Raw genomic sequence first — 23386 nt, forward strand, 5'->3', positions numbered from 1 at the left:
TGGGCCACGATGTCGTAGTGTTGTGCCCGTGGATATCTGGAATGGACTGGACGAGGTTCCCTCGGACCTCCAGGGAAGCGTCGTGACGATCGGTGTCTTCGACGGGGTGCACCGCGGGCACCAGAAACTCATCGGCACCGCCGTGGACAAGGCTCGCGAGCTCGACGTCCCCGCGCTGATGATGACCTTCGACCCGCACCCCACGGTGATCTTCCTGCCGAAGAACGTGCCGCCGCTGCTGGCCACCGTGGAACAGCGCGCCGTCAGTGCGGCGCGCTACGGCATCGACGGCATGGTCGTGGTCGCCTTCGACGACGAGATCATCTCCTGGAGCCCCGAGGAGTACTTCCGCAATGTCATCGTGGACCGCTTCAAGGCGCGCGCCGTGGTGGTGGGGGAGAACTTCACCTTCGGCAGCCAGGCCTCCGGCACCGCCGAGACGATGAAGGAGCTCGGGGAACGCTACGGCGTGGAAGTCGTCGTGCACGGGCTGCTGCGCGACGGTGACGAGGACGGTGACGAGGACGGGGGAGCGGACGGGCACACCGTGTGCTCGTCCTGGATCCGCGAACGCCTCTCCGTCGGCGACGTCGCCTCCGCCGCCGGCGCGATCGGCCGCAACTTCACCGTGCGCGGGGTGGTCACCCGCGGCGCAGGACGCGGCGGTGCCGCGTTGGGGTTCCCGACCGCCAACCTCTACTTCCCGGACAGCCAGGCGTTGCCGTCCGACGGCGTCTACGCCGGCGACCTGCGCATCCTGCCGACGCAGAAGGACCCCGCCGGCGCGCTCGTCGGCGATATGCCCGTCGACGTGCATTTGCCCGCGGCGATTTCCGTGGGCACCAACCCCACCTTCGGCGACGAGACCCGCAGCGTGGAGGCCTTCGTCCTGGACCGGGACGCCGACCTGTACGGACGCAAGGTCACCGTGAGCTTCATCGAGCACATCCGTGGCCAGGAGACCTACGACGGGCTGGACGAACTGGTCACCGCCATCGGCAACGACGTCGCCGCCACCCGACGATTGGTCCCGACCGAGCGCGGATGATAGTGTCGGTCGGTCTGTGACTGTGGTTCGCGGTAGTCACAACGGCGTGTCGAACGTCTACTTTTTGCGCGGACTGAAACAACAATCAGGAGAATCACCATGGCTCTGACCAAGGACCAGAAGGCTGACACCCTCAAGGAGTTCGGTCTCCACGAGACCGACACCGGCTCCCCCGAGGCACAGGTCGCACTGATGACCGTGCGTATCCGTCAGCTCACTGAGCACCTCAAGTTCCACAAGCACGACCACCACTCCCGCCGCGGCCTGCTGCTGCTGGTCGGTCGTCGCAAGCGTCTGCTGAAGTACCTGCAGGAGAACAACGTCGAGCGTTACCGTTCCCTGATCGAGCGCCTGGGCCTGCGTCGCTAGTCGACCTCTCCCAGTGACCCCGCGGATTCTTTCCGCGGGGTTTTTCGCGTGCGGGGGGCTGCTCGGGTCGGTGGGGACGGGACGACCGGCGCAATCTCTGCATTTTGGGCCATTCGCTGCCACGATCGGCGTAGGTTTGCAGACTTTCCGCCGGTCCGGCTCCGGAGGCAGGGGAGTGCCGTAGTGTTCGAGTGCAGAACGACACGGTACCGGGGAGGGTCACCATGGGCGGGACGGGGAAAAATCATGCGGTGTGGAGCACTGCGCAACTATCGGCGCGGGGAGTCACGCGCCACGGCATCGCGACGAAGGTGGCGAACGGGGAGCTGCGCCGACTCGTCCGCGGCTACTACGTGGCCGGCGACGTCTCTGAGATGCAGATGCTGCAGGCCCTGGCCGCCGGGAACGACGGCCTGGTGTTCCGCGGGACCACGGCGGGCGTGATCTACGGGGCGTGCGAGAAGATGACCTGGCCGGCACAGGGCTACCTTCCGCGCGGCGGGTCCCGCAGCGGCGGAGCGATGCTGGATGTCCGGATGCGCGCGCGTCCCCGGACGCGGCGCGTCGAGGGGCTCGACGTGATCACGCCGGTGCAGACCGCGGTCGAACTGGTGGGGGACGTCCCGGCGCAGCGTCTCGGGGAGATGCTGGCGCGGGCGTACCCGGGTGCGAAAGGAAACGACGTCCTGGCGTCCGACATGGCGGCGCTGCCGGGCAGCCGGCGGGCCGTGGCTGCCGGTCTGCTCGATGGGGTCGTCACCGGCACCGCCAGCAACCTGGAGGCGCGGGCAGTCACCGCGATCCGGGAGGCCCGTGTGCTGATTGAGATCGACAGTTTCGCCTTCCACGGAGCCGGTGGGGCGAAGGCGAGTGAACGCACCTTCGTCGTGGACCGGGGGAAGGGGAACATGGCGACGAGGTGGGGGTGGGCGCTGTTGCGCTATACCGACCGCTGTATCGGCGGTGCGCTGGCGCATGTTGTGGACGAGGTCGTGGACACCGTGGGCTACCGGATGCTGCATACCCGTGACCGTCGTCTGCGCACGGAAGACGAGAGTCGGCATACCGATCAGGAGGTGTGGCAGTGGCATCCCTGGCTCACCGCGCCGTGGTGACTGGGTTGGTGAGCGGCCCGGCGAACGCGCCGGAGCAGCGAATCATGCCTGACGTGGTGTAAGGTGATCTGCGGCAATTGTCCAGGATTTCCGAATCACGAAAGACCGCTCCCACCGTCGGCACCGATGATCGACACCGGGAACATCAAAGACGTAGAAGGTAGACACAACAACGTGACTTCCCAGAACGAGAACGATCCCCAGGCCAAGAAGGCCCCGGCGAAGAAGGCACCGGCCAAGAAGACGGCCGCGAAGAAGGCACCGGCCAAGAAGGCCCCCGCCAAGAAGACCCCCGCGAAGTCCACCGCGGATACCACCTCCACCACGAAGGCGCCGGCGAAGAAGGCCCCCGCCAAGAAGGCTCCGGCCTCGAAGACGCCGGTGAAGCAGGCCACCAAGCCCGCCCCGACGCACACCGCGGAACTCATCGACCCGGACTCCGGCGTCTGGGAGTCCACCGCCACCATCGACAACGGTGACTTCGGTACCCGCACGGTCTCCTTCGAGACCGGGCTGCTGGCCCGTCAGGCCGACGGCGCCGTCACCGCCTACCTCGACGACGACACCATGATGCTGTCGACCACCACCGCCTCGAAGAAGCCGAAGGAAAACCTCGACTTCTTCCCGCTGACGGTGGACGTCGAGGAGCGCATGTACGCCGCCGGACGCATCCCCGGCAGTTTCTTCCGCCGCGAGGGACGCCCCGGCTCCGAGGCCGTGCTGGCCTGCCGCCTGATCGACCGCCCGCTGCGTCCGACCTTCGCCAAGGGCATCCGTAACGAGGTCCAGGTCGTGGTGACCGTCATGTCGCTGGACCCCGACGACATGTACGACGTCGTGGCCATCAACGCCGCTTCCGCCTCCACGCAGCTCTCCGGCCTGCCGGTCTCCGGCCCGGTCGGTGGCGTGCGCATGGCGCTCGTCGTCGACGAGGACCACGCCGAGGGCCAGTGGGTCGCCTTCCCGAACCGTCAGCAGCAGGAGAAGGCCGTCTTCGAGCTCGTCGTCGCCGGACGCGTCGTCGAGCCGGTCCGTACGGGCCGCAGCCGCCGCAAGCCCGCCCCGGGCGAGAACGTCGCCATCATGATGGTTGAGGCCGGCGCGACCGACAACGTTGTCGAGCGCGTCGCCGAGGGCGCCCCGGCACCGACCGAGGCCATCGTCGCCCAGGGTATCGATGCCGCGCGTCCGTTCATCGCGGAACTGTGCGGTGCACAGGCCGCACTGGCCGACGCCGTCGAGACCCAGGCCCGCAACTTCGAGCTCTTCCCGCCCTTCGGTGAGGACGTCTTCGCCGCCGTGGAGTCCGAGTCCGCAGCCAAGCTGGCCGGCATCATGGCCATCGCCGACAAGGCCGAGCGCGACGAGCAGCTCTCCGACGATATGGCAGAGGTCGTCGAGGCTCTCGAGCCGCAGTTCGAGGGCCGCGCTTCCGAGATCCGCAATGCCCACAACGAGGTCACCCGTCAGCTGGTGCGCAGCCGCATCCTCACCGACGGTTTCCGCATCGACGGCCGCGACGCGACCGCCATCCGCGACCTCGGCGTGATGATCGACCTCGTTCCGCGCGCACACGGCTCCGCCCTGTTCGAGCGCGGCGAGACCCAGATCCTGGGTGTCACCACCCTGGACATGCTGAAGATGGAGCAGACCATCGACAGCCTGGGCCCGGTGGACTCCAAGCGCTACATCCACCACTACAACTTCCCGCCGTACTCCACCGGTGAGACCGGACGCGTCGGTTCGCCGAAGCGCCGCGAGATCGGCCACGGCGCGCTCGCCGAGCGTGCCCTGCTGCCGGTGATCCCGTCCCGCGAGGAGTTCCCCTACGCCATCCGCCAGGTCTCCGAGGCACTGAGCTCCAACGGCTCCACCTCGATGGGCTCTGTCTGCGCCTCGACGCTGTCGCTGTACAACGCCGGCGTGCCGCTGAAGGCCCCGGTGGCGGGTATCGCCATGGGCCTGGTCACCGGTGAGGTCGACGGCAAGGACACCCACGTGACCTTGACCGACATCCTCGGAGCCGAGGATGCCTTCGGCGACATGGACTTCAAGGTCGCCGGTACCGCCGACTACGTCACCGCCCTGCAGCTCGACACCAAGGTCGACGGCATCCCCACCGACGTCCTCGTCGCCGCGCTGTCGCAGGCACGTGGTGCCCGCCTGGAGATCCTGTCCACCATGGGCGAGGCCATCGCCGGCCCGGAGGAGATGAGCGAGTTCGCCCCGCGCATCACCACCGTGAGCATCCCGCAGAACAAGATCGGTGAGCTGATCGGGCCGAAGGGCAAGACGATCAACCAGATCACCGAGGAGACCGGCGCCAACATCTCCATCGAGGACGACGGCACCGTGTTCATCTCCGCCGCCGACGGCAAGGCCGCCGAGGCAGCGCTGGACAAGGTCAACTCCATCGCCAACCCGCAGCTGCCGAAGGTCGGCGACCGCTACCTGGGCACCGTGGTGAAGACCACCGCCTTCGGCGCGTTCGTCTCTCTTTTGCCGGGCCGCGACGGTCTGGTCCACATCTCCAACCTCGGCGGCGACCGCCGGGTGGAGAAGGTCGAGGACGAGGTCTCCGTGGGCCAGTCCCTCGAGGTCGAGATTGCCGACATCGACAACCGGGGCAAGATCTCCCTGGTCCTCGTCGACGCCGAATAGGTACCCCGGCACACCCCGGCACACCACTGCCGGCACACCACTGCCAGCCACACACCGAATAACCCAGGAGGATATGCACATGACGAAGGTCGGAGTTCTCGGAGCGCACGGACGGGTCGGCACCGCCGTCGTCGCCGCCGTGGAGAAGACCGAGGGGCTGGAACTTTCCGCAGCCCTGGACCACGGTGACGATCTCGAGGCGCTGGTCACCAGCGGCACCGAAATCGTCGTCGACTTCACGGTCCCCGACGCCGTCATGGGCAACCTGGAGTTCTGTGTGGCCCACGGCATCCACGCCGTGGTCGGCACCACCGGCTGGACCCCGGAGCGCTATGACACGCTGCGCGGCTGGCTGGCGGACAACCCGTCCACCGGTGTGCTCGTGGCACCGAACTTCGCCATCTCGGCAGTGCTGACGATGAAGCTCGCGGAGATCGCCGCACCCTACTTCGACTCCGCCGAGGTCATCGAACTGCACCACCCGAATAAGAAGGACGCTCCGTCCGGCACGGCGGTGCACACCGCCGAGGGTATCGCCCGCGCCCGGCAGGCCGCCGGCCTCGGCGCACAGCCGGACGCTACGGACCAGGAGCTCGACGGCGCCCGCGGCGCCGACGTCGACGGTGTGCCGGTGCACGCGGTGCGTATGACCGGCATGGTCGCCCACGAGCAGGTCATCCTGGGTGCTGCAGGTCAGACCCTGACCATCAAGCAGGACTCCTACGACCGTGAGTCCTTCGTACCCGGCGTGCTGCTGGGGCTGGACAAGGTTCCGTCCACTCCGGGGTTGACGATCGGGCTGGAGAAGTTCCTCGGGCTCGACACCCTCGGCGTCCCGGCCGAGTAGCGACCGGGAGTCGAGCAGCGATGTCCACCAACGCGGAATTCTCCGCACGTCTGATCTCTCAGACCACGTTCACCCCGCCGCAGGACGTCCCCTGGGAGCCGTCGCCGACCGGTGGTGACGCGTCGAACCTCGTGGAGTTCGCCGGACGCGCCTGCTACGAGACGTGGGACCGTCCGAACCCGCATACTGCGGCCAACGACGCCTACGTCCGGCACATTCTCGACGTAGGCCACACGAGCCTGCTGGAGCACGCCTCAGCGGGTGTGTACCTGCGTGGGGTGTCGCGTTCGTGCGCGCATGAGGTCATGCGCCACCGGCACTTCTCGTTCAGCCAGCTCTCGCAGCGTTATGTGCCGCAGGAGCAGTCCGCGGTGGTGGTGCCCGACGTCATCGCCGAAGACCCTGAGGTCGCTGAACTACTGCTGCACGCTACCGACGTGGCGCGCGATGCCTACGACGAACTCCTCGAGGCTCTCGAGGAGCGCTCCGCCGGTGAGACCAACTCGGTGCTGCGGGCCAAGCAGGCGCGTCAGGCGGCGCGTGCAGTGCTCCCCAACGCCACGGAAACCCGCTTCGTAATGACGGGCAATATGCGCTCCTGGCGCCATTTCATCGGTATGCGTGCCGCCGAGCACGCCGACCCGGAGATTCGCCGGGTGGCGGTGGCTTGCCTGGGCCTGCTCAGGACGGTGAGCCCGGAGATCTTCGACGATTTCACGGTGACCGAGCTGCGCGATGGCACGACCATGGCGACCAGCCCTTATGTGGCGGATATCTGAGTGTCGCGGCGCGCCGATGGGGGTCTTGGTACACAACCAGGCCCCTGGACGGTAACCTATGCTGACATGAGCACAGGTATGACAGCGACAAGAGGAGCCGAGATCTTCGGCACGGTCTCTGTGGCGATGGTGACGCCCTTCACGAAGGACGGCAGCATCGACCTGGATGCCGGTGTATCCCTAGCGGGACACCTGGTGGACCAGGGTTGCGACGCTCTTGTTCTGAGCGGCACCACGGGTGAGTCACCCACGGTCCGTCCCTCGGAGAAGATCGACCTGCTCAAGGCAGTCCGTGCCGAACTCGGCGACCGCGTGAAGCTCGTCGCCGGCAGCGGAACCTACAGCACCGCGGAATCCGTGGAGCTGTCGAAGGCGTCTGCGGACGCTGGCGCGGACGGCCTGCTCGTGGTCACCCCGTACTACTCCCGACCGAGTCAGGAAGGGCTCTACCAGCACTTCAGCACAGTTGCTGATGCGGTGGACACCCCGATCTGCCTCTACGACATTCCGTCCCGCTCGGTGGTCCCGATCGAGGCCGACACCATTCGTCGCCTCGCCGATCACCCGAACATCCAGGCGGTGAAGGACGCCAAGGGCGACCTTCCCACGGCGATGCAGCTGCTGGAGGAGACGGATCTGGCGTGGTACTCAGGGGATGACCCGTTGAATGTGCCGTGGCTCGCCGTTGGGGCGACCGGCATGATTTCCGTTATCGGACATGTCGCGGCCCCGCAGCTGCGCGCACTCCGCGACGCCGTCGACGCCGGTGACATCACCGGCGCCCGGACGATCGCCAACCGCCTGACCTCACTGACCCGCGCCCAGGCCCGGCTCGGAGGGGTGTCTTTCGCCAAGGCGGCACTCAAACTTCAAGGAATCGAGGTGGGCGCACCGCGCCTCCCGATCATCGACCCCACGCCGGAAGAGTACGACCGGCTGGCAGAGGACCTGCGTGACGCAGGAATTTAAGGACAACATGACTGAGAATCGTTCCCGGGCACGCAAGGTGACCCGGAAGGCCGCTCCGCCGAGCGCTGACACCAGCGCAGCGGACGTGAGCACCACCTTCAACGACGGTGGGCAGGCCAAGGCCGCCGCCGCCGAGCAGGCCAGCGCGGCCGAGCAGGGCAACCAGGTTGACAACAGCAACCAGGGCTCCGAGCAGGCCGACGGCAACAGCAACCAGGGTGGCAACAACCGCACCCGCTCGCGTCGTTCCCGTGGCCGCGGCAACGGTGGTAACGGCGGCAACGGCGGTAACAACCAAGGCGGCTCCAACAACTCCGGCAACAACCAGGGTGGCGGCAACAACCGCAACCGTGGCAACCGTGGTGGTAACAACGGTGGCGGCAATAACGGCGGCAACAACAACGGTGGCGGCAACAACCGCAACCGGGGCAACCGGGGCGGCAACAACGGCGGCAACCAGGGTGGAAACCAGGGCGGCGGTCGCCGTGGCACCGTGCAGACGATGCAGGGTGCAGACCTCACGCAGCGTCTGCCCAAGCCGCCGGCAGCGCCGAAGGACGGCATGCGCATCATCGCGCTCGGCGGTATCTCCGAGATCGGCCGCAACATGACCGTCTTCGAGTACCACAACCGCATCATCATCATCGACTGCGGCGTGCTCTTCCCGTCCTCCGGTGAGCCGGGCGTGGACCTGATCCTGCCGGACTTCTCCTACCTGGACGACAAGTGGGACCGCGTCGAGGCCCTGGTGGTCACCCACGGTCACGAGGACCACATCGGTGCGATCCCGTGGCTGCTCAAGCAGAAGGCCGACCTGCCGATCCTCGGCTCGCGGTTCACCTGCGCCCTGATCGCGGCGAAGTGCCAGGAGCACCGTCTGCGTCCGAAGCTGATCGAGGTCGACGACACCTCCCACGAGAACCGTGGCCCCTTCGACATCCGCTTCTTCAACGTCGGCCACTCCATCCCGGAGTGCCTCGGTGTTGCCCTGAAGACCGGCGCCGGCATGATCGTGCACACCGGTGACGTGAAGCTGGACCAGACCCCGGCCGACGGCCGTCCCACCGACCTGCCGGCGCTGTCGCGCTTCGGCGACGAGGGCATCGACCTGTTCCTGTGCGACTCCACCAACGCGACCACCCCCGGTGTGTCGCCCTCGGAGGCGGCGATCGGCCCGAACCTGCGCCGCATCGTCACCGAGGCCAAGCAGCGCGTGATCATCGCGTCCTTCGCGTCCAACGTCGCCCGCGTGCAGATGGCGGTCGACGCCGCCGTCGCCGCCGGCCGCAAGGTCGCCTTCAACGGCCGTTCGATGATCCGCAACATGGAGATCGCCGAGCGTCTCGGCCTGCTGACCGCCCCGCGCGGCACCATCGTCCAGATGGACGAGGCCGCCCGCATGGCACCGCACAAGGTCGTGCTGATCACCACCGGTACCCAGGGTGAGCCGATGGCCGCGCTGTCGCGCATGGCGCGTCGCGAGCACCGGCAGATCACCGTGCGTCCGGGCGACCTGATCGTCCTGTCCTCGTCGCTGGTCCCCGGCAACGAGGAGGCCGTCTTCGGCGTCATCAACATGCTCTCGCAGATCGGCGCTGAGGTCATCACCGGCAAGGACGCCATGGTGCACACCTCCGGCCACGGTTACTCCGGCGAGCTGCTGTTCCTGTACAACGCCGCGCGCCCGCGCAACGCGATGCCGGTGCACGGCGAGTGGCGCCACCTGCGCGCCAACCGCGAGCTGGCCATCTCCACGGGTGTCGCCCGTGACCACACCGTGCTCGCGCAGAACGGCGTGGTCGTCGACCTGGTCAACGGACAGGCCTCCGTGGTCGGCCAGATCCAGGTCGGCAACCTCTACGTTGACGGCGTCACCATGGGTGACGTGGGAGCCGAGGAGCTCGAGGACCGCACCGCGATGTCCGAGGGCGGCCTGATCTCCGTGACCGTCGTCGTGGACAACCGCACCGGTCGTCCGCTGGAGGATCCGCAGGTCCAGGCCCGCGGCTTCTCCGATGCATCGAAGGACATGATGCGTCAGGTCGCCGAGCTCGTCGACAACGTGATGCTCGACCAGTCCGGCTCCGGCGAGACCGACCCGTACCGCATGGCGCAGACCCTGCGCCGCAAGGTCGCGAAGTTCGTCAAGGACAAGTGGAAGCGCGAGCCGTTCATCGTGCCCACCGTGGTGCCGATGACGAGCGAGATCGTCGAAGAGCTCGACCCGGAGGACCACGTCCCCTCCCTGTAGTTAGGTAGTGCCGGCACACTCGGCACTCCGCACACGGTCCGCCCGGACCCGGCGTAGCATCGTGAGACATGACAGTCTCCCACGATGAACGCCTGGCCCTGGCGGACCTTTTGCTGTCCCTGGGCCCCGATGAGCCCACGCTGTGCGAGGGGTGGGCTACCCGCGACCTCGCCGTACATCTGGTGCTGCGCGAGTACCGTCCGGACGCGATGGCCGGGATGTTCCTGCCACCGCTGGCAGGGCACCTGGACTCGATGACCCGGCGGTACGAGGAGAAGTCCTTCGAGGATCTCGTAGAGCTCTACCGCATGGGCCCGCCGGTGTGGAACCCGATGCGCCTGGGCGACAAGTTCATCAATTTGGGCGAGAACTTCGTCCACCACGAGGACGCGCGCCGTGGGGGAGGGGAGTGCACCCCGCGTGACCTGCCCATGGCCACGAGGGACACGCTGTGGCGTGCGGTGTCGCAGATGGCGCGCGGGCTGATCCGCAGTTCCGGGGTCTCGGTGACCTTGGTGCGTACCGACGGGGCAGGGGAGTCGGTGACCGTGGGCAATACGTCCCCTGGAGTGACCGTGACCGGTGAGGCAGGCGAACTTCTCCTGTGGATTTACGGGAGAATCAAGGCCTGTGACGTGACCGTGGAGGGCAATGAGGAGGACGTGCGCCGGGTCAGCCTGTGAGCAGGGTATCGGCAGGAGGTTGGCACATGTCACTGATGTGACGCGTGTTGCGACTGTTAAAGGTGGGGTCGCCGGGCTAAACTGGCGCGCATGTCAACGACCAGTCGCACGCGTACCTCTCCCGGGAACTCCTCCCGGCGCTCCACTGGGCGTTCCACTCGTCCGTCCGGCGGCTCACCGAAGCGCGCTACGACGCAGACCAGGCGGATGCCGTCCTACGATACGACCGACTTCGAGCGCACCGGTGGCGCTTTCAGCGCCGTCGGCTCCTCGATGGGGTCCATGTTCAGTGGCGCGTCCCGCGGGATCGGCGGGCTCGCGCGCAAGCTGTCGGTGAAGACACCGGATGTTCCGGACGACCAGCGCGGCGACGGCGGCTACGAGGCTGCCGAACTGCCCACGACCGTGATCGACAGGGCCAGTGCGGGCAAGAAAGCCGGCAAGTCGTCCGGCAAGAAGACCGAGAAGGTCGAGAAAGCCGAGAGTAAGACCACGAAGAAGCCGGGGAAGAAGACCGCATCGAAGGGAGTGGACAGGGACGTGGAGGACGACAGGACGGCGTCCGGCGCAGGTGCCGAGGGGCTCGACGGCGAAGACGGGGACCTGAACGGCGACGCCGCGCGTGAGCGCGTGGGCGGCGGGGCCGACGGCCCGGCCCTCGGCGCGCTCGCCCTCGCCCTGATCGTTGCCGGAACGTCCTGGTTCGGCGTCGGCGGCACCGTCGGTGGCGGCATTGATTTCGTGCTGACTTATCTCATTGGTGCTGCGGCACTGCTGGTTCCCGTCCTGCTGGTCTCGACGGCCTGGATCCTCATGGTCGGCGTCGAGACCACCCAGCGCTCCCGGCTGCGTCTCGGTGCCGGTATCGGCATCATTGTTCTGTCCGTCCTGGGCATCATCCACATTCTCGCCGGTCAGCCCGGCACCGTGGAGGGAAGGGCGTCTGCCGGCGGGATCGTGGGACAGTTCGTGGGTACGCCCATGGCCGTGGGCTTCAGTGAGTATGTTGCTGTTCCGTTGCTGCTGATGGTGATCGTCTACGGCGGGCTGCAGCTCACGGGCATGACTGTGCGTCAGCTCGTCTCTGCGCTTGCCGGGTGGCTCGGATACCGCGCCCGAAGTCGGGCCGGATTCCGGGATGACGGTGACTACGGAGACTATGACGACTACGGCGACGAGGGCTACGACGAGTATGCCTCCGTCGATCGAGAGCTCGACGACGCCGTGCGCCAGGACCGCGCGCCGCGCGCCACCTCGGCGTTGAGTAGGACGCGACGAGCCTCCGAATCCCCGGCGCCGCGCCGTCCGTCGCCGATGGACAACTACCCGGTCGACAACAACACCGACGACCAGGCGACCCTGGTGTTCCGTGGGAAGAATCCGCAGCAGCTCGCGGATCCGGGCGCCCCGGTCGAGGATGATGACCTGCAGGCCCCTACCGTCGACGAGGCGGTTCCCGCTCCCCGCGGTTCGCGTCCTGCCGCGACGGCCAGCACCAGCAGCAGCAGCACCAGCAGCATTGACGACGATCTCTTCTCGGACGACGCAGCACCCACTGCGCCTGCGGCACAGAAGAAGTCTGCGCCGAAGAGCCCGGTGACCCCGGTCGTTACCCCGGCCCCTGTGCCGACCCCGACCCCTGCGCCTTCGGTGGCACCCGCAGCAGCCGCCGCCCCGGCTGAGCGCTCTGCCGCCGATGATCGCGAGGAGACGCGTCGGCGTATTCTCGCGCGCTCCAGCGCCGACCCGGACGCCGCGAGCGCGGCGGCAGCGTCCGGTGCGTCCGGCACGTCCGGGGTCGAGGAGAACCCGACCGTGGCCGACGTGACCTCGGCCGAGTACCTCCTGCCGTCCACCGAACTGCTGGTCCCCGGCGAGGCCGCCAAGACCCACAGTGAGGCCAATGATCGCATGATCGAGGCGATCACCGAGGTCTTCGCCGAGTTCAAGATCGACGCCCAGGTCACCGGTTTCTCCCGCGGGCCCACCGTGACCCGCTACGAAATCGAGCTCGGGCCCGGCGTGAAGGTCTCCAAGATCACCAACCTGCAGTCCAACTTGGCCTACGCCGCCGCCACGGACAACGTGCGGCTGCTGACCCCGATCCCCGGCAAGTCCGCCGTGGGCATCGAGGTGCCCAACAGCGACCGCGAGATGGTGCGTCTCGGCGACGTGCTCAACGCCCCCAACGTCCACAACGACCCCGACCCGATGCTCATCGGTCTGGGTAAGGACATCGAGGGCACCTTCGTGGCGCACTCGATCCAGAAGATGCCGCACCTGCTCGTCGCCGGCTCTACCGGTTCCGGTAAGTCCGCCTTCGTCAACTCCCTGCTGGTGTCCGTGCTCACCCGCGCGACGCCGGAGGACGTGCGCCTGATCCTCATCGACCCGAAGATGGTGGAGCTGACCCCCTACGAGGGCATCCCGCACCTGGTGACCCCGATCATCACGCAGCCGAAGAAGGCCGCCGCCGCCCTGACCTGGCTGGTCGAGGAGATGGAGCAGCGCTACATGGACATGAAGTCCACGCGCGTGCGCCACATCAAGGACTTCAACCGCAAGGTGAAGTCCGGTGAGATCACCACGCCCGCCGGCTCCGAGCGCGAGTACCGCCCGTACCCGTACATCGTCTGCGTCGTCGACGAGCTCGCCGACCTGATGATGACCGCGCCCAAGGAGATCGAGGACGCGATCGTGCGCATCACCCAGAAGGCCCGCGCCGCCGGCATCCACCTGGTGCTCGCCACGCAGCGTCCTTCGGTGGACGTGGTCACCGGTCTGATCAAGACCAACGTGCCCTCCCGCCTGGCCTTCGCCACGTCGTCGCTCACCGACTCCCGCGTGATCCTGGACCAGGGTGGTGCGGAGAAGCTCATCGGCATGGGCGATGGGCTGTTCATCCCGCAGGGCGCGGGCAAGCCGCTGCGTATGCAGGGTGCCTTCGTCACCGACGAGGAGGTCCAGGCTGTGGTCGACGCGGCCAAGGACCAGGCCGAGCCCGACTACACCGACGGCGTCACCGAGGATAAGGCCGCCGAGGCGAAGAAGGACATCGACCCGGACATCGGCAACGACCTCGAGGACCTGCTGCAGGCCGTGGAGCTCGTGGTCACCAGCCAGTTCGGCTCGACCTCGATGCTGCAGCGCAAGTTGCGCATCGGCTTCGCCAAGGCCGGACGCCTGATGGACCTCATGGAGACCCACGGCGTCGTGGGCCCGTCCGAGGGATCGAAGGCCCGCGATGTGCTGGTCAAGCCCGAGGAGCTGGACACTATCGTCTGGATGCTCAAGGGCGCCGACCCGGCCGAGGCGCCGAAGGACGCCCAGGGCGAGGCCGATGCCTGGGACGACGGGTACGGCGAGGCCGACTACGACCAGGGCGGCTACGCGCAGGCCGACTACGCAGCCGAGCCGGCTCCGGCAGGTGATGCGCCCAGCGGGTACCCGAGTCAGGACAGCGACCCCACCGGGGAGATCCCCGTGGTTCAGGCGCAGGACGAGCCGCGCGTGGTGCGCGCCGACCCGTCCGGCACCACCGGCGTGTTCTAGTCTCGACCGGGCTGCGCCGTCGGGGAGGGGCCGCCCTGCCGGCGGTTCTGGTATAGTCCTGAAGCGTCAGGAGGGGAGTACCCCGCCCGCGGCACTGATCGTCAACACGGCGACCGTCATCGGTCCCCGGTCGTGCCGGCCACCAGGAGTTTGTTTTCCGGTGGTGGGGGAGACCTCCGGTCCACCTAGCCGACCGGAGGTTTCGACCCGCCATGGAAGTTAACGCCCTCACCTGGATCATCACCATCGTGGTGATCGCAGGATTCTTCGTCTTCGACTTCTACGCCCACGTGCGTACCCCCCACGCTCCCACCATCAAGGAATCCGCCTGGTGGAGCCTGTTCTACGTCGCTTTGGCCTGCTGTTTCGGCGTGTTCTTGTGGTTCACCTGGGGTGAGCCCGGCGACCCCCACGTCCACGGGGTGGAGTTCTTCACCGGCTACGTCACCGAAAAGGCGTTGAGCGTGGACAACCTCTTCATCTTCGCGCTGATCATGGGCACATTCAAGGTGCCGCGGGAGTACCAGCAGAAGGTGCTGCTGATCGGCATCGCCCTGGCCCTGGTGTTCCGCGGAATCTTCATTGCTTTCGGTGCCGCCGCCATCGACGCCTGGTCCGACGTCTTCTACATCTTCGGCATCTGGTTGCTGTGGACCGCATTCAGCGTGGTCCGCGACGAAGTCTCCGATAAGCCGGAGAAGGACCCCAGCGACATGAAGCTGATCAAGACGCTGAACAAGGCCGTTCCCGTGGCCGACGAGTACCACAGTGACAAGTTGTTCGTGCGTCGTCTGGGCAAGATCGCCGTCACCCCGCTGCTGGTCTGCCTGGTGGCAATCGGCATGACGGACCTGATGTTCGCCCTGGACTCCATCCCGGCGATCTACGGCATCACCCAGGAGCCCTACATCGTGTTCACCACCAACGCCTTCGCGTTGCTGGGTCTGCGCCAGATGTACTTCCTGCTGGACGGACTGCTGGACCGCCTGGTGTACCTGCCGTACGGCCTGGGTGTGATCCTGGCCTTCATCGGCGTCAAGCTGGTGCTGCACGCGCTGCACGAGAACGGCCTGCCGTTCATCAACGGTGGCGAGCCGGTGCTGGGCGCCCCCGAGGTGGAGACGGTGACCTCGCTGATCGTGATCATCGGCGTGCTGGCGGTCACGGTGATCGCCAGCTTGCTGAAGTCGCGGCACGACGCGGGCAAGGAAGAGGCGGCTGAGGACGACGGCGGGGAAGACGGGGCCGAGGACGACGCGGCCTCCGTAGAGTCTGCTGGCAACCACTGATGTCGGGCCCCGTCGGTGTTACCACCGATGGGGCCTACTGGGTAGGATGTGAAGGGTGCAAGAGACTCAGCACGAGATGCAGAACAGTGACGATCGCGGCTCCCACGGCACCATGACCGGTGCGCGTCGGTCGCAGTTCGGTCGCGCCGTCCACCGGTTCAACCTGCCCAATGTCCTGACCACCGTGCGGATCATCCTGATCCCGGTGTTCGTGTGGCTGCTCATCGCGGCCGGGCCATTGGAGGGCACGCGGGACCTTGACTACGCCCTGCGCTGGTGGGCCCTTGTGGCCTTCTGCGTGCTGATGGCCACCGACCAGCTCGACGGGTTCCTGGCGCGGCGCTATGAGGTGATCACCGACTACGGCAAACTCGCCGATCCCATCGCCGACAAGGCGTTGATGATCTCGGCGATGGTGTCGCTGAACATCCTCGGCGACCTGTGGTGGTGGGTCACGGTGGTGATCGTTGTCCGCGAACTCGGCATCACGGTGTGGCGCATGGTCCTGGCCCGTCGGGGCAAGGTTGTCCCGGCCTCTAAGGGCGGCAAGTTGAAGACGGTCCTGCAAACCCTCGCGGTCGCTATGGTGATCGCCCCGCTGCCGGAGTGGACGAACTGGTTGACCTACCCGCTGGTGGGCCTGGCCGTGCTGGTGACTGTCGTGACGGGCGTGCAGTACCTGCTGGATTCGCGTAACCGCGCCGGTGCCCCGGAGGCCTCGGATGCCTGAGGCTAGGGGGGCGGCGCTGCCGGGGATCCTGGCGCGTCGACTGGTGACAGCTGCGACGTCCGCCGGGTTCACGGTGGCCACCGCGGAGTCCCTGACGGCAGGGGCGATCGCTTCGACGGTGGCGGACATCCCCGGCGCCTCGGCGGTGCTGCGTGGAGGTCTCGTTGTCTACGCCACAGACCTTAAGGCCAGTCTGGCCGGCGTGGACGAAACGCTGTTGGACGCTAAGGGGCCGATCGATCCCGACGTCGCTCGGGAGCTCGCCCGTGGCGCGGCGACGCGCTGTGGTGCGGACATTGGCCTCGGCGTGACGGGCGTGGCCGGCCCGGACAGCCAGGACGGCCACCCGGTCGGTGAGGTTTACGTAGCCGTGTGGTCCGCCCCTCGTGCCGGGGAGGAGGCCATCGACCACGTGGTGTCACTGTCTGAGGCCGACTTCGGCTCCTCGGAACCCACGGGGCCCACGCGGCGCGACGTGCGCACCGCCGCCACGTCCCGCGCCCTGTCGCTCGCGATCGACGCCGTGGACGCCCTCGATGCCCTTGGCGTCGTCGCTGACGACGTCTGACATACCTGGTGTTGGGGATTGTCGTGGGGGATATCAAGACGACATAGTCTGGGTAGTCTAGACTTGGCGGGAACAAAATCGCACCCCCAACCGTTGGAGACGGTGATGGCAAAGCACACTTCGGTACTCGAGAAAGAACGGCCCGACGTCGACCTGGCGGGGGTGGACGCGGTCTCCACGACGCTCGCCGAACCGCTCCTGCGTGAAGCCCTCGGCGCGACATTGCGAGGCTTCCGTGAGGACTCCCACCGCACGTTGCGTGAGCTCGCTGTGGCCGCGAACGTGAGCCCGGGCTACCTCTCTGAGCTGGAGCGTGGCCGCAAGGAAGTCTCCTCGGAACTGCTGGCGAGTGTGTGCGTGGCCTTGGGAATCAGGGTGTCCCAGGTGATCATCGAGGCGGCGGCGATGATGGCGTTCGATGCGGCCGCAGCCGAACTCACCGCCGCCACCCCGGTCGAGCCCATGCCCGCATCCTCGCGCTGATATACTTTCGTGGTTCACATCTAGCTGTTACGCACCGACCCTGCGACTTCACCGCCCCGTCCGAAGGAGACGTTCAGACCCATGGCAAACCCGTTCTCTAAGGCCTGGAAGTACCTCATGGCGCTGTTCGACTCGAAGATCGAGGAGAACGCCGACCCGAAGGTGCAGATCGAGCAGGCCATCCGTGAGGCGCAGAACCAGCACCGCCAGTTGTCCCAGCAGGCGGCTGCCGTCATTGGCAACCAGCGTCAGCTCGAGATGAAGCTGAACCGTCAGCTCGCCGAGATCGAAAAGCTCCAGGCCAACACCAAGCAGGCGCTGACCTTGTCCGACAAGGCTCGCTCCGAGGGTGATAACCAGAAGGCCGTGGAGTACGAGAACGCCGCCGAGGCTTTCGCCGCACAGTTGGTGACCTCCGAGCAGTCCGTCGAGGACATGAAGCAGTTGCACGACCAGTCGCTGCAGCAGGCGGACCAGGCCAAGAAGGCCGTGGAGCGCAACTCGATGCAGCTGCAGCAGAAGGTGTCCGAGCGCACCAAGCTGCTCAGCCAGCTCGAGCAGGCGAAGATGCAGGAGAAGGTTGCCGACTCCCTGCAGTCCATGGACCGGGCGGCCAGCGCGGACTCGCCGAACCTGGACCAGGTCCGCGAAAAGATCGAACGCCGTTACTCCAACGCCCTCGGCCAGGCCGAGCTGGCGGAGAACTCCGTGCAGGGCCGGATGGCAGAGGTCGAGCAGGCCGGCGTGCACATGGCCGGTCACTCCCGCCTGGAGCAGCTGCGTGCCGAGATGGGTGGCGGCAACTCCGGTCAGAACGCCGTGTCCGGCTCCGGCTCGCAGCAGGCGATCAACCAGGGTCAGCCCCAGGCCCAGTCGGTGAATAACGACGCCGTCGCGCAGAAGATGCGCGAACTCCGGGGGGAGTAGGCTTCGTCACATGGTGACCCCGCCCGACGACAGCTCCCGTAGGGAGGCGCGCGGGGAGGCCCGTAGCGACGGGGGACATGCGCTGCGGGCCTCGACCGCGGACAGGGAGCGCGTCCTCGCCGAATTGTCCGAGGCAACCGCCCGCGGGCAGATCGACCTGGGGGAGTTCGACGAACGTTGCGCGGCCGCGTGGAGTGTTGGCTCGCGCGCGGATCTCGCCGCGCTGCTCGATGACCTCGTCGTCGATCCGATGGCCGTCGTCCTGGGCACGTCTCGTCGCAACGCGGGTGCCTCGCCCGTCCGTCCACCGGGGTCGGCACTCGCCACGTCCGGCGATGCCAGGGTCACCGGCGCACCGGGCTCGGCGTGGTCGGTCGCGGTGATGTCCGGGGTGGACAAGAAGGGGGAGTGGGCCTGCGCTCGGGCCCACCGGGTGGTTGCCGTGATGGGAGGCGCGCTGCTTGACCTGAGGAATGCTGTTTTCGAGGCCCCGGAGACCGTCATCACCGTCACCGCGGTGATGGGCGGCGTGCAGATCCTGGTCCCGGAAGACGTCCGGGTGGTCGAGCACGGATTCGGGTTGATGGGCGGCTTCGGCAGCGCCCGGGCCAAGTCAGTCCGACTACGCGAACGTGATCTGCCGCCCGATGCCCCCGTAGTGCGGGTGCGTGGCATCGCTGTGATGGGCGGCGTCGAGGTCAAAACGGTGCCGCGGCGGGCCACCGGGGAGATCTCGGCGCCATAAGTGGTGGGAGTTGTCACTCCGCCGCGCCGCGCGCACGCAGCGCGTCGGCGATGGAACGGGCACGCAGGATCGTCCTGACGACGACGGGGACGCCGAAGGCGGTCAGCGAGACCGAGACGGATCGTGATCCGCGGGCACGCCGGGCGTCCAACACGTCGTTGACGGCTTGGACTTGTAGGGGGATCAGGCGCAACGTGAGCGTCAGTGCAAGGCTGATCTGGTCCACGGGGATGCCGAAACGAGCGAAGGGGGCGAGCATCCTCTCGAAGGTGGCCATCATCTCCGAAACGCGCGTGGTGAGGGTGAGTACGATCGCTCCGGCGATTGCGGAGAACAGGACGGTGACCATGGTCGCCGCCTGTTGGCCGTCGGTGCGCCACCACAGCATCAGTCCGAGGAATATCAGCAGCGGCAGTGCGCCGCTGATCTGACGTACCAGCAGTCGTGGGGGGATGCGGGCGATCGCCGCCACGAGCGCCACCATGGCAATGCAGATGACTCCGCCGACCCAGGAGTTGACCAGCACGGCGGAGGCAATGAGGAAGACGCTGAGTACTATCAGCTTTGCTCCAGGTGCGGCGCGATGGACGAGGGATGTTCCGGGGGAGTAGACACCGAGTGGAACGCGCGACGGGCTGATCACCGGCAGCCCACCTCCTCCATGCGCCGGACGTAGTCGGCGATGACGTCCTGCGGGGCACCGTCGCCGACGATCCTGCCGTCGTCGACGCAGATCGTCCGGTCGGCGTCCGCGGCGAGATCCAGGTCGTGGGTGACGGTGATGACCTGCTGCTCCAGGGAGTCCAGCGTCCGGCGCAGCCGATTGCGGTTGACCAGGTCGAGCAGGCAGGACGGTTCATCGGCGACGACGACCTGTGGCGACAGTGCGGTGATCGAGGCGAGCGCGAGCATCTGCTTCTCGCCGCCGGACAGCAGGTGCGGCGACTGTTCGTCCTTGCCTTCCAGTCCGACCGCCCGCAGGGCGTGGGCGACGCGTTCGGCGATCTGCGGGCGGGACAACCCGGAGCCGCGCAGAGAGAAGGCCACGTCCTCCGCCACGCTGGGCATGATGATCTGATTGTCGGGGTCGGAGAAGAGGAAACCCACGGCACCACGCACTTTGCGCCCGCGGCGTCCGACGGGGACACCGTCGACCTCCACCGTTCCGGAGGTGGCGGGGGTCAGTCCGTTGATCATCCGAATCAGAGTGGACTTGCCAGAGCCATTGGCGCCGACGATGCTGATGCGCTGCTCGGTGAGATCGAGGGTCACCGGGTGGAGGATCGTGGAGCCGTCGATGATGACGCCGGCCTCGCGGTAGGTGACGGTCATGCAGTGACCCCGGCCTTGTTCCGGCGTGAGAACCGGGCCAGGTCTGGAATCGCGCGCAGCACGGCGGCGGCGATGAGTGCGGCGACCACCATCTTGATGATGTCACCGGGGATGAACGGGGCGTTGGAGACCAGCGCACCGGTGAAGTCCATGCCCGTGCGAAGTACCAGGCCGACGCTGCCGCAGAGGTACTGAACGCAGACGCCGACGAGTCCGGCGAAAATAAAGACACCCACGCGTGCAACGTGGCGACGCGGAGCGAGCTGGGCGATGGCCCCGATGACGATGGCGGAGACGACGTAGCCAACGATATAGCCCACCGTGGGGCCGGCGACGGCGGCGAGTGCGGGCTTCCAGCCGGCCATATTGGGCACGCCGAGGAACCCGACCGAGATGAAGAGCAGCACGGCGAGGCCACCGCGCTTCCACCCGAGGATCATCGCCGTCAGGGCGACGCCCATGTTCTGCAGTACGATCGGGACGCCGAGAGAGCCGACCGGAATCGTCACCGCGCCGAGCACGATGATCAGGGCGGCGAAGGTCGCCATCAGGGCGATGTCGGTGGCCGTGGACCGACGGCCGGCCTGAGGCTTCGGGGCGGCAGTATCGGCCGTGCCTGCAGCGTCGGCCGGGCGGGTTGATGAGTTCACCATGTGAAGAACTCTAGCCCGTGGCTTGTACGCCGTTCAAGACCGGGGTGAAAAGGGTGCGTCTGTTAGCGTATGGGCCATGCGACGTACGGAGTTCGACCGGTTGGTCCACGGAGAGTTCGGCGACTCGTTCGGCAGCTGGATCGCCGGGAGTCACGTCCTCGCGGGGCTCGGGGAGACGCCCGCCGAACTGATCGAACAGGGGCACGATCTGCGGGAGGTTTGGTTGTCACTGTGCGATGACTTCGAGGTCCCCTCGGAACGTCGGCTCGGTGAAGACCTGTGACTGTACCTGCGTGTGCAGGGGTGGTGGACGGCGCAATTTCGGGGCGTGTCGACTTCTCTCGAACACAGGTTCGTGTATTGTCTGTGGTGTCCACTCGGTGCGGTAGAAATAGTCAGTGACGCCGACGGCCTCCCCAGGGAACCCCGGGAGGTGCCTGGCGAGTCTCTCCTGTACGGAGACTTCTGTACAAGTGGAGGTCTCAGGGTGAGGTCCACGGGGCGCTGCACACCGGCAGTGCCGAGAATACGAACGGAAATGAGGGCACATGGCCACCAAGAAGAAGAGCGGGAACGGCAACGCAGGTGCTGACCGCCAGAAGGCGCTCGACCTTGCGATGTCGCAGATCGAGAAGGACTTCGGCAAGGGTGCGGTGATGCGACTCGGCGACGACAATCGTCCTCCGATCCAGGTCATCTCCTCCGGCAACATCGCAATCAACGTGGCGCTGGGGCTCGGCGGTTTCCCGCGTGGACGTGTCGTCGAGATCTACGGCCCGGAGTCCTCAGGTAAGACGACGGTGGCGCTACACGCCATCGCCGAGGCGCAGAAGGCTGGCGGCATCGCCGCCTTCGTCGACGCCGAGCACGCCCTGGACCCGGATTACGCGAAGAAGCTGGGTGTGGACACGGACAACCTCCTGGTGTCGCAGCCGGATACCGGTGAGCAGGCCCTCGAGATCGCCGACATGCTCGTGCGTTCCGGTGCCATCGACATCATCGTCGTCGACTCCGTGGCCGCGCTGACCCCGAAGGCCGAGATCGACGGCGACATGGGCGACAGCCATGTTGGTCTGCAGGCTCGACTGATGAGCCAGGCGCTGCGAAAGATGACCGGTGCGCTGCACCAGACCGGGACGACGGCGATCTTCATCAACCAGCTGCGCGAGAAGATCGGCGTGATGTTCGGTTCCCCGGAGACCACCACCGGCGGTAAGGCCCTGAAGTTCTACGCCTCCGTGCGCTGTGATGTGCGCCGAATCCAGACGTTGAAGGACGGGCAGGACGCGGTGGGTAACCGCACCAAGATGAAGATCGTGAAGAACAAGGTCTCCCCGCCGTTCAAGATCGCCGAGTTCGACATCCTCTACGGTGAGGGTGTCTCGCGCGAGGGCTCGATCATCGACCTGGGCGTGGACAATGGGCTCGTGAAGAAGTCGGGCTCCTGGTACACCTACAAGGGCGACCAGCTGGGCCAGGGCAAGGAGAAGGCCCGCGATTTCCTCAAGGCCAACCCGGACCTGTCCTCCGAGATCGAGGACGGCATCATGCGAACCCTGCAGGTCGGCCCCTACGCCGCATCGAAGGGTGCCGAGGCCCCCGAGGCGGAGGCGGAGGCGGAGTCCACGATGGACGTCCCGGGTATCGAGGACCCGGACAACGTGCCGATCAGCGTGGTCCCCACGTTCGATGACGAGGAAGACGACTAGACAGGGGAGGTCCGGTGTCTGCGTCTGATCCCAGCACGCCTGACTCCAGCTCCTCTGACCGGATCGAGCAGCTGCAGGCGGCCATCGCCGCCGTGCAGCGTGGTGAGACCGGTGAGGAGATCATCGATGAGAGCCTCGAAGAGCGCCTCGCGCCCCTGAAGTCGAAAGCCACCCGGCTAATCAGCCACCGAGACCGCTCGGCCGCCGAACTCAGGACACGCCTCGCGGAGAGCAAGGGGGCCGACGGGGAGACCGCCGAGCCCGACCTGGTGGACCTTGTCGTCGAACGGTGTATCGCCAACGGCATGGTGGACGATGAACGATTCGCCAATGAGTGGGTCCGCCAGCGTCAGCACAACCAGCGCAAGTCCGTCAGCGTGCTGCGGCGCGAGTTGGTGACGAAAGGCGTGGCCTCCCACATCATTGAGGAAGCGCTGTCCCAGGTCGACGAAGCCGACCAGGAGGCCATTCTCGATGACCTGCTGACGAAGAAGGCGGGCACCGTGTCCACGGTGCCCGCCGATCGCCGGGACTATGAGCGCCATCTGCGCCGCATCGTCGGCGTCGCCGCTAGGCGGGGGTTCCCCGAGGGCAGGAGCCTCACCCGGGCCCGCCGTGCCCTCGATCTGAGGATCGAGGAGCTCGGGGGAGACGCCAGCTAGTCAGAAGCTAGCCA

At 67.0% G+C, this 23386-nt stretch carries 22 protein-coding genes; 19 read left to right on the forward strand and 3 right to left on the reverse strand.

The features are described 5' to 3' along the window. The first annotated feature begins 28 nt into the window (after nt 1–28). The 16 genes from ACT3SZ_RS05030 (at nt 29) to ACT3SZ_RS05105 (ending at nt 19016) form a co-directional block, all read left to right on the forward strand. The gene (locus ACT3SZ_RS05030; protein ID WP_444617184.1) at nt 29–1048 is read left to right on the forward strand and encodes a bifunctional riboflavin kinase/FAD synthetase; all 1020 of its coding nucleotides are present in this window, start codon (nt 29–31) and stop codon (nt 1046–1048) included. A gap of 99 nt (nt 1049–1147) precedes the next feature. Further along, nucleotides 1148–1417, forward strand: a complete 270-nt coding sequence (gene rpsO / locus ACT3SZ_RS05035; protein ID WP_441578739.1) for a 30S ribosomal protein S15 — start codon at nt 1148–1150, stop codon at nt 1415–1417. Between the two features lie 251 nt (nt 1418–1668). Further along, complete coding sequence (locus tag ACT3SZ_RS05040) at nt 1669–2532, forward strand: hypothetical protein (protein ID WP_444617185.1); 864 nt, start codon at nt 1669–1671, stop codon at nt 2530–2532. A gap of 381 nt (nt 2533–2913) precedes the next feature. Further along, on the forward strand, nt 2914–5193 hold the full coding sequence (locus tag ACT3SZ_RS05045; protein ID WP_444617635.1) for a polyribonucleotide nucleotidyltransferase: 2280 nt from the start codon (nt 2914–2916) through the stop codon (nt 5191–5193). A gap of 79 nt (nt 5194–5272) precedes the next feature. Beyond that, on the forward strand, nt 5273–6040 hold the full coding sequence (dapB, locus tag ACT3SZ_RS05050) for a 4-hydroxy-tetrahydrodipicolinate reductase (protein ID WP_444617186.1): 768 nt from the start codon (nt 5273–5275) through the stop codon (nt 6038–6040). Between the two features lie 20 nt (nt 6041–6060). After that, nucleotides 6061–6819, forward strand: coding sequence for an FAD-dependent thymidylate synthase (gene thyX, locus ACT3SZ_RS05055; protein WP_444617187.1), 759 nt, complete (start codon nt 6061–6063; stop codon nt 6817–6819). Nucleotides 6820–6885: 66 nt separating this feature from the next. Further along, nucleotides 6886–7788, forward strand: coding sequence for a 4-hydroxy-tetrahydrodipicolinate synthase (dapA, locus tag ACT3SZ_RS05060; RefSeq protein WP_444617188.1), 903 nt, complete (start codon nt 6886–6888; stop codon nt 7786–7788). Between the two features lie 7 nt (nt 7789–7795). After that, the gene (locus tag ACT3SZ_RS05065; protein ID WP_444617189.1) at nt 7796–10039 is read left to right on the forward strand and encodes a ribonuclease J; all 2244 of its coding nucleotides are present in this window, start codon (nt 7796–7798) and stop codon (nt 10037–10039) included. Nucleotides 10040–10107: 68 nt separating this feature from the next. Next, the gene (locus tag ACT3SZ_RS05070; RefSeq protein WP_444617190.1) at nt 10108–10722 is read left to right on the forward strand and encodes a TIGR03085 family metal-binding protein; all 615 of its coding nucleotides are present in this window, start codon (nt 10108–10110) and stop codon (nt 10720–10722) included. A 90-nt stretch (nt 10723–10812) separates the two neighbouring features. After that, nucleotides 10813–14274: a DNA translocase FtsK 4TM domain-containing protein gene (locus ACT3SZ_RS05075; RefSeq protein WP_444617191.1), complete on the forward strand. Its 3462-nt coding sequence runs from the start codon at nt 10813–10815 to the stop codon at nt 14272–14274. A 212-nt stretch (nt 14275–14486) separates the two neighbouring features. Further along, nucleotides 14487–15563 carry a TerC family protein gene (locus tag ACT3SZ_RS05080; protein WP_444617192.1) on the forward strand — a complete coding sequence of 359 codons (1077 nt, stop codon included), beginning with the start codon at nt 14487–14489 and terminating at the stop codon, nt 15561–15563. Between the two features lie 112 nt (nt 15564–15675). Then, entirely contained in the window at nt 15676–16293 is a 618-nt protein-coding gene (pgsA, locus tag ACT3SZ_RS05085; RefSeq protein ID WP_444617636.1) for a CDP-diacylglycerol--glycerol-3-phosphate 3-phosphatidyltransferase, read from the forward strand. Next, complete coding sequence (locus ACT3SZ_RS05090) at nt 16286–16861, forward strand: CinA family protein (RefSeq protein ID WP_444617193.1); 576 nt, start codon at nt 16286–16288, stop codon at nt 16859–16861. The genes pgsA and ACT3SZ_RS05090 overlap by 8 nt, the downstream gene beginning before the upstream one ends. A gap of 105 nt (nt 16862–16966) precedes the next feature. Next, entirely contained in the window at nt 16967–17344 is a 378-nt protein-coding gene (locus ACT3SZ_RS05095; protein ID WP_444617195.1) for a helix-turn-helix domain-containing protein, read from the forward strand. Nucleotides 17345–17425: 81 nt separating this feature from the next. After that, nucleotides 17426–18271, forward strand: coding sequence for a PspA/IM30 family protein (locus ACT3SZ_RS05100; RefSeq protein ID WP_444617197.1), 846 nt, complete (start codon nt 17426–17428; stop codon nt 18269–18271). A gap of 10 nt (nt 18272–18281) precedes the next feature. Further along, nucleotides 18282–19016: a DUF1707 SHOCT-like domain-containing protein gene (locus ACT3SZ_RS05105; protein ID WP_444617198.1), complete on the forward strand. Its 735-nt coding sequence runs from the start codon at nt 18282–18284 to the stop codon at nt 19014–19016. A 13-nt stretch (nt 19017–19029) separates the two neighbouring features. Here the strand turns inward: ACT3SZ_RS05105 and ACT3SZ_RS05110 are convergent, their stop codons facing one another. From ACT3SZ_RS05110 to ACT3SZ_RS05120, 3 genes are read right to left on the reverse strand one after another with little or no spacing between them, the layout of a single operon-like run. After that, entirely contained in the window at nt 19030–19659 is a 630-nt protein-coding gene (locus ACT3SZ_RS05110) for an energy-coupling factor transporter transmembrane component T family protein (protein ID WP_444617199.1), read from the reverse strand. Continuing rightward, entirely contained in the window at nt 19656–20348 is a 693-nt protein-coding gene (locus ACT3SZ_RS05115; RefSeq protein WP_444617201.1) for an energy-coupling factor ABC transporter ATP-binding protein, read from the reverse strand. Before ACT3SZ_RS05115 ends, ACT3SZ_RS05110 begins: the two co-directional genes overlap by 4 nt. Next, nucleotides 20345–20896: a biotin transporter BioY gene (locus ACT3SZ_RS05120; RefSeq protein ID WP_444617638.1), complete on the reverse strand. Its 552-nt coding sequence runs from the start codon at nt 20894–20896 to the stop codon at nt 20345–20347. Before ACT3SZ_RS05120 ends, ACT3SZ_RS05115 begins: the two co-directional genes overlap by 4 nt. A 181-nt stretch (nt 20897–21077) precedes the next feature. Between ACT3SZ_RS05120 and ACT3SZ_RS05125 the strand changes: the two genes are divergently transcribed. The 3 genes from ACT3SZ_RS05125 to ACT3SZ_RS05135 all read left to right on the forward strand — a co-directional run bounded on the left by ACT3SZ_RS05125 (nt 21078) and on the right by ACT3SZ_RS05135 (nt 23372). Then, nucleotides 21078–21284 (forward strand): DUF3046 domain-containing protein, encoded by a 207-nt coding sequence (locus ACT3SZ_RS05125; RefSeq protein ID WP_444617203.1) that lies wholly within the window; start codon nt 21078–21080, stop codon nt 21282–21284. 265 nt (nt 21285–21549) lie between these two features. Next, on the forward strand, nt 21550–22710 hold the full coding sequence (gene recA, locus ACT3SZ_RS05130) for a recombinase RecA (protein WP_444617204.1): 1161 nt from the start codon (nt 21550–21552) through the stop codon (nt 22708–22710). A gap of 14 nt (nt 22711–22724) precedes the next feature. Next, nucleotides 22725–23372, forward strand: a complete 648-nt coding sequence (locus tag ACT3SZ_RS05135; RefSeq protein WP_444617206.1) for a regulatory protein RecX — start codon at nt 22725–22727, stop codon at nt 23370–23372. Nucleotides 23373–23386: the final 14 nt, after the last annotated feature.

This window comes from Corynebacterium sp. AOP40-9SA-29 (assembly GCF_052377405.1).
In the GTDB taxonomy this organism is placed as follows: Bacteria; Actinomycetota; Actinomycetes; order Mycobacteriales; family Mycobacteriaceae; genus Corynebacterium.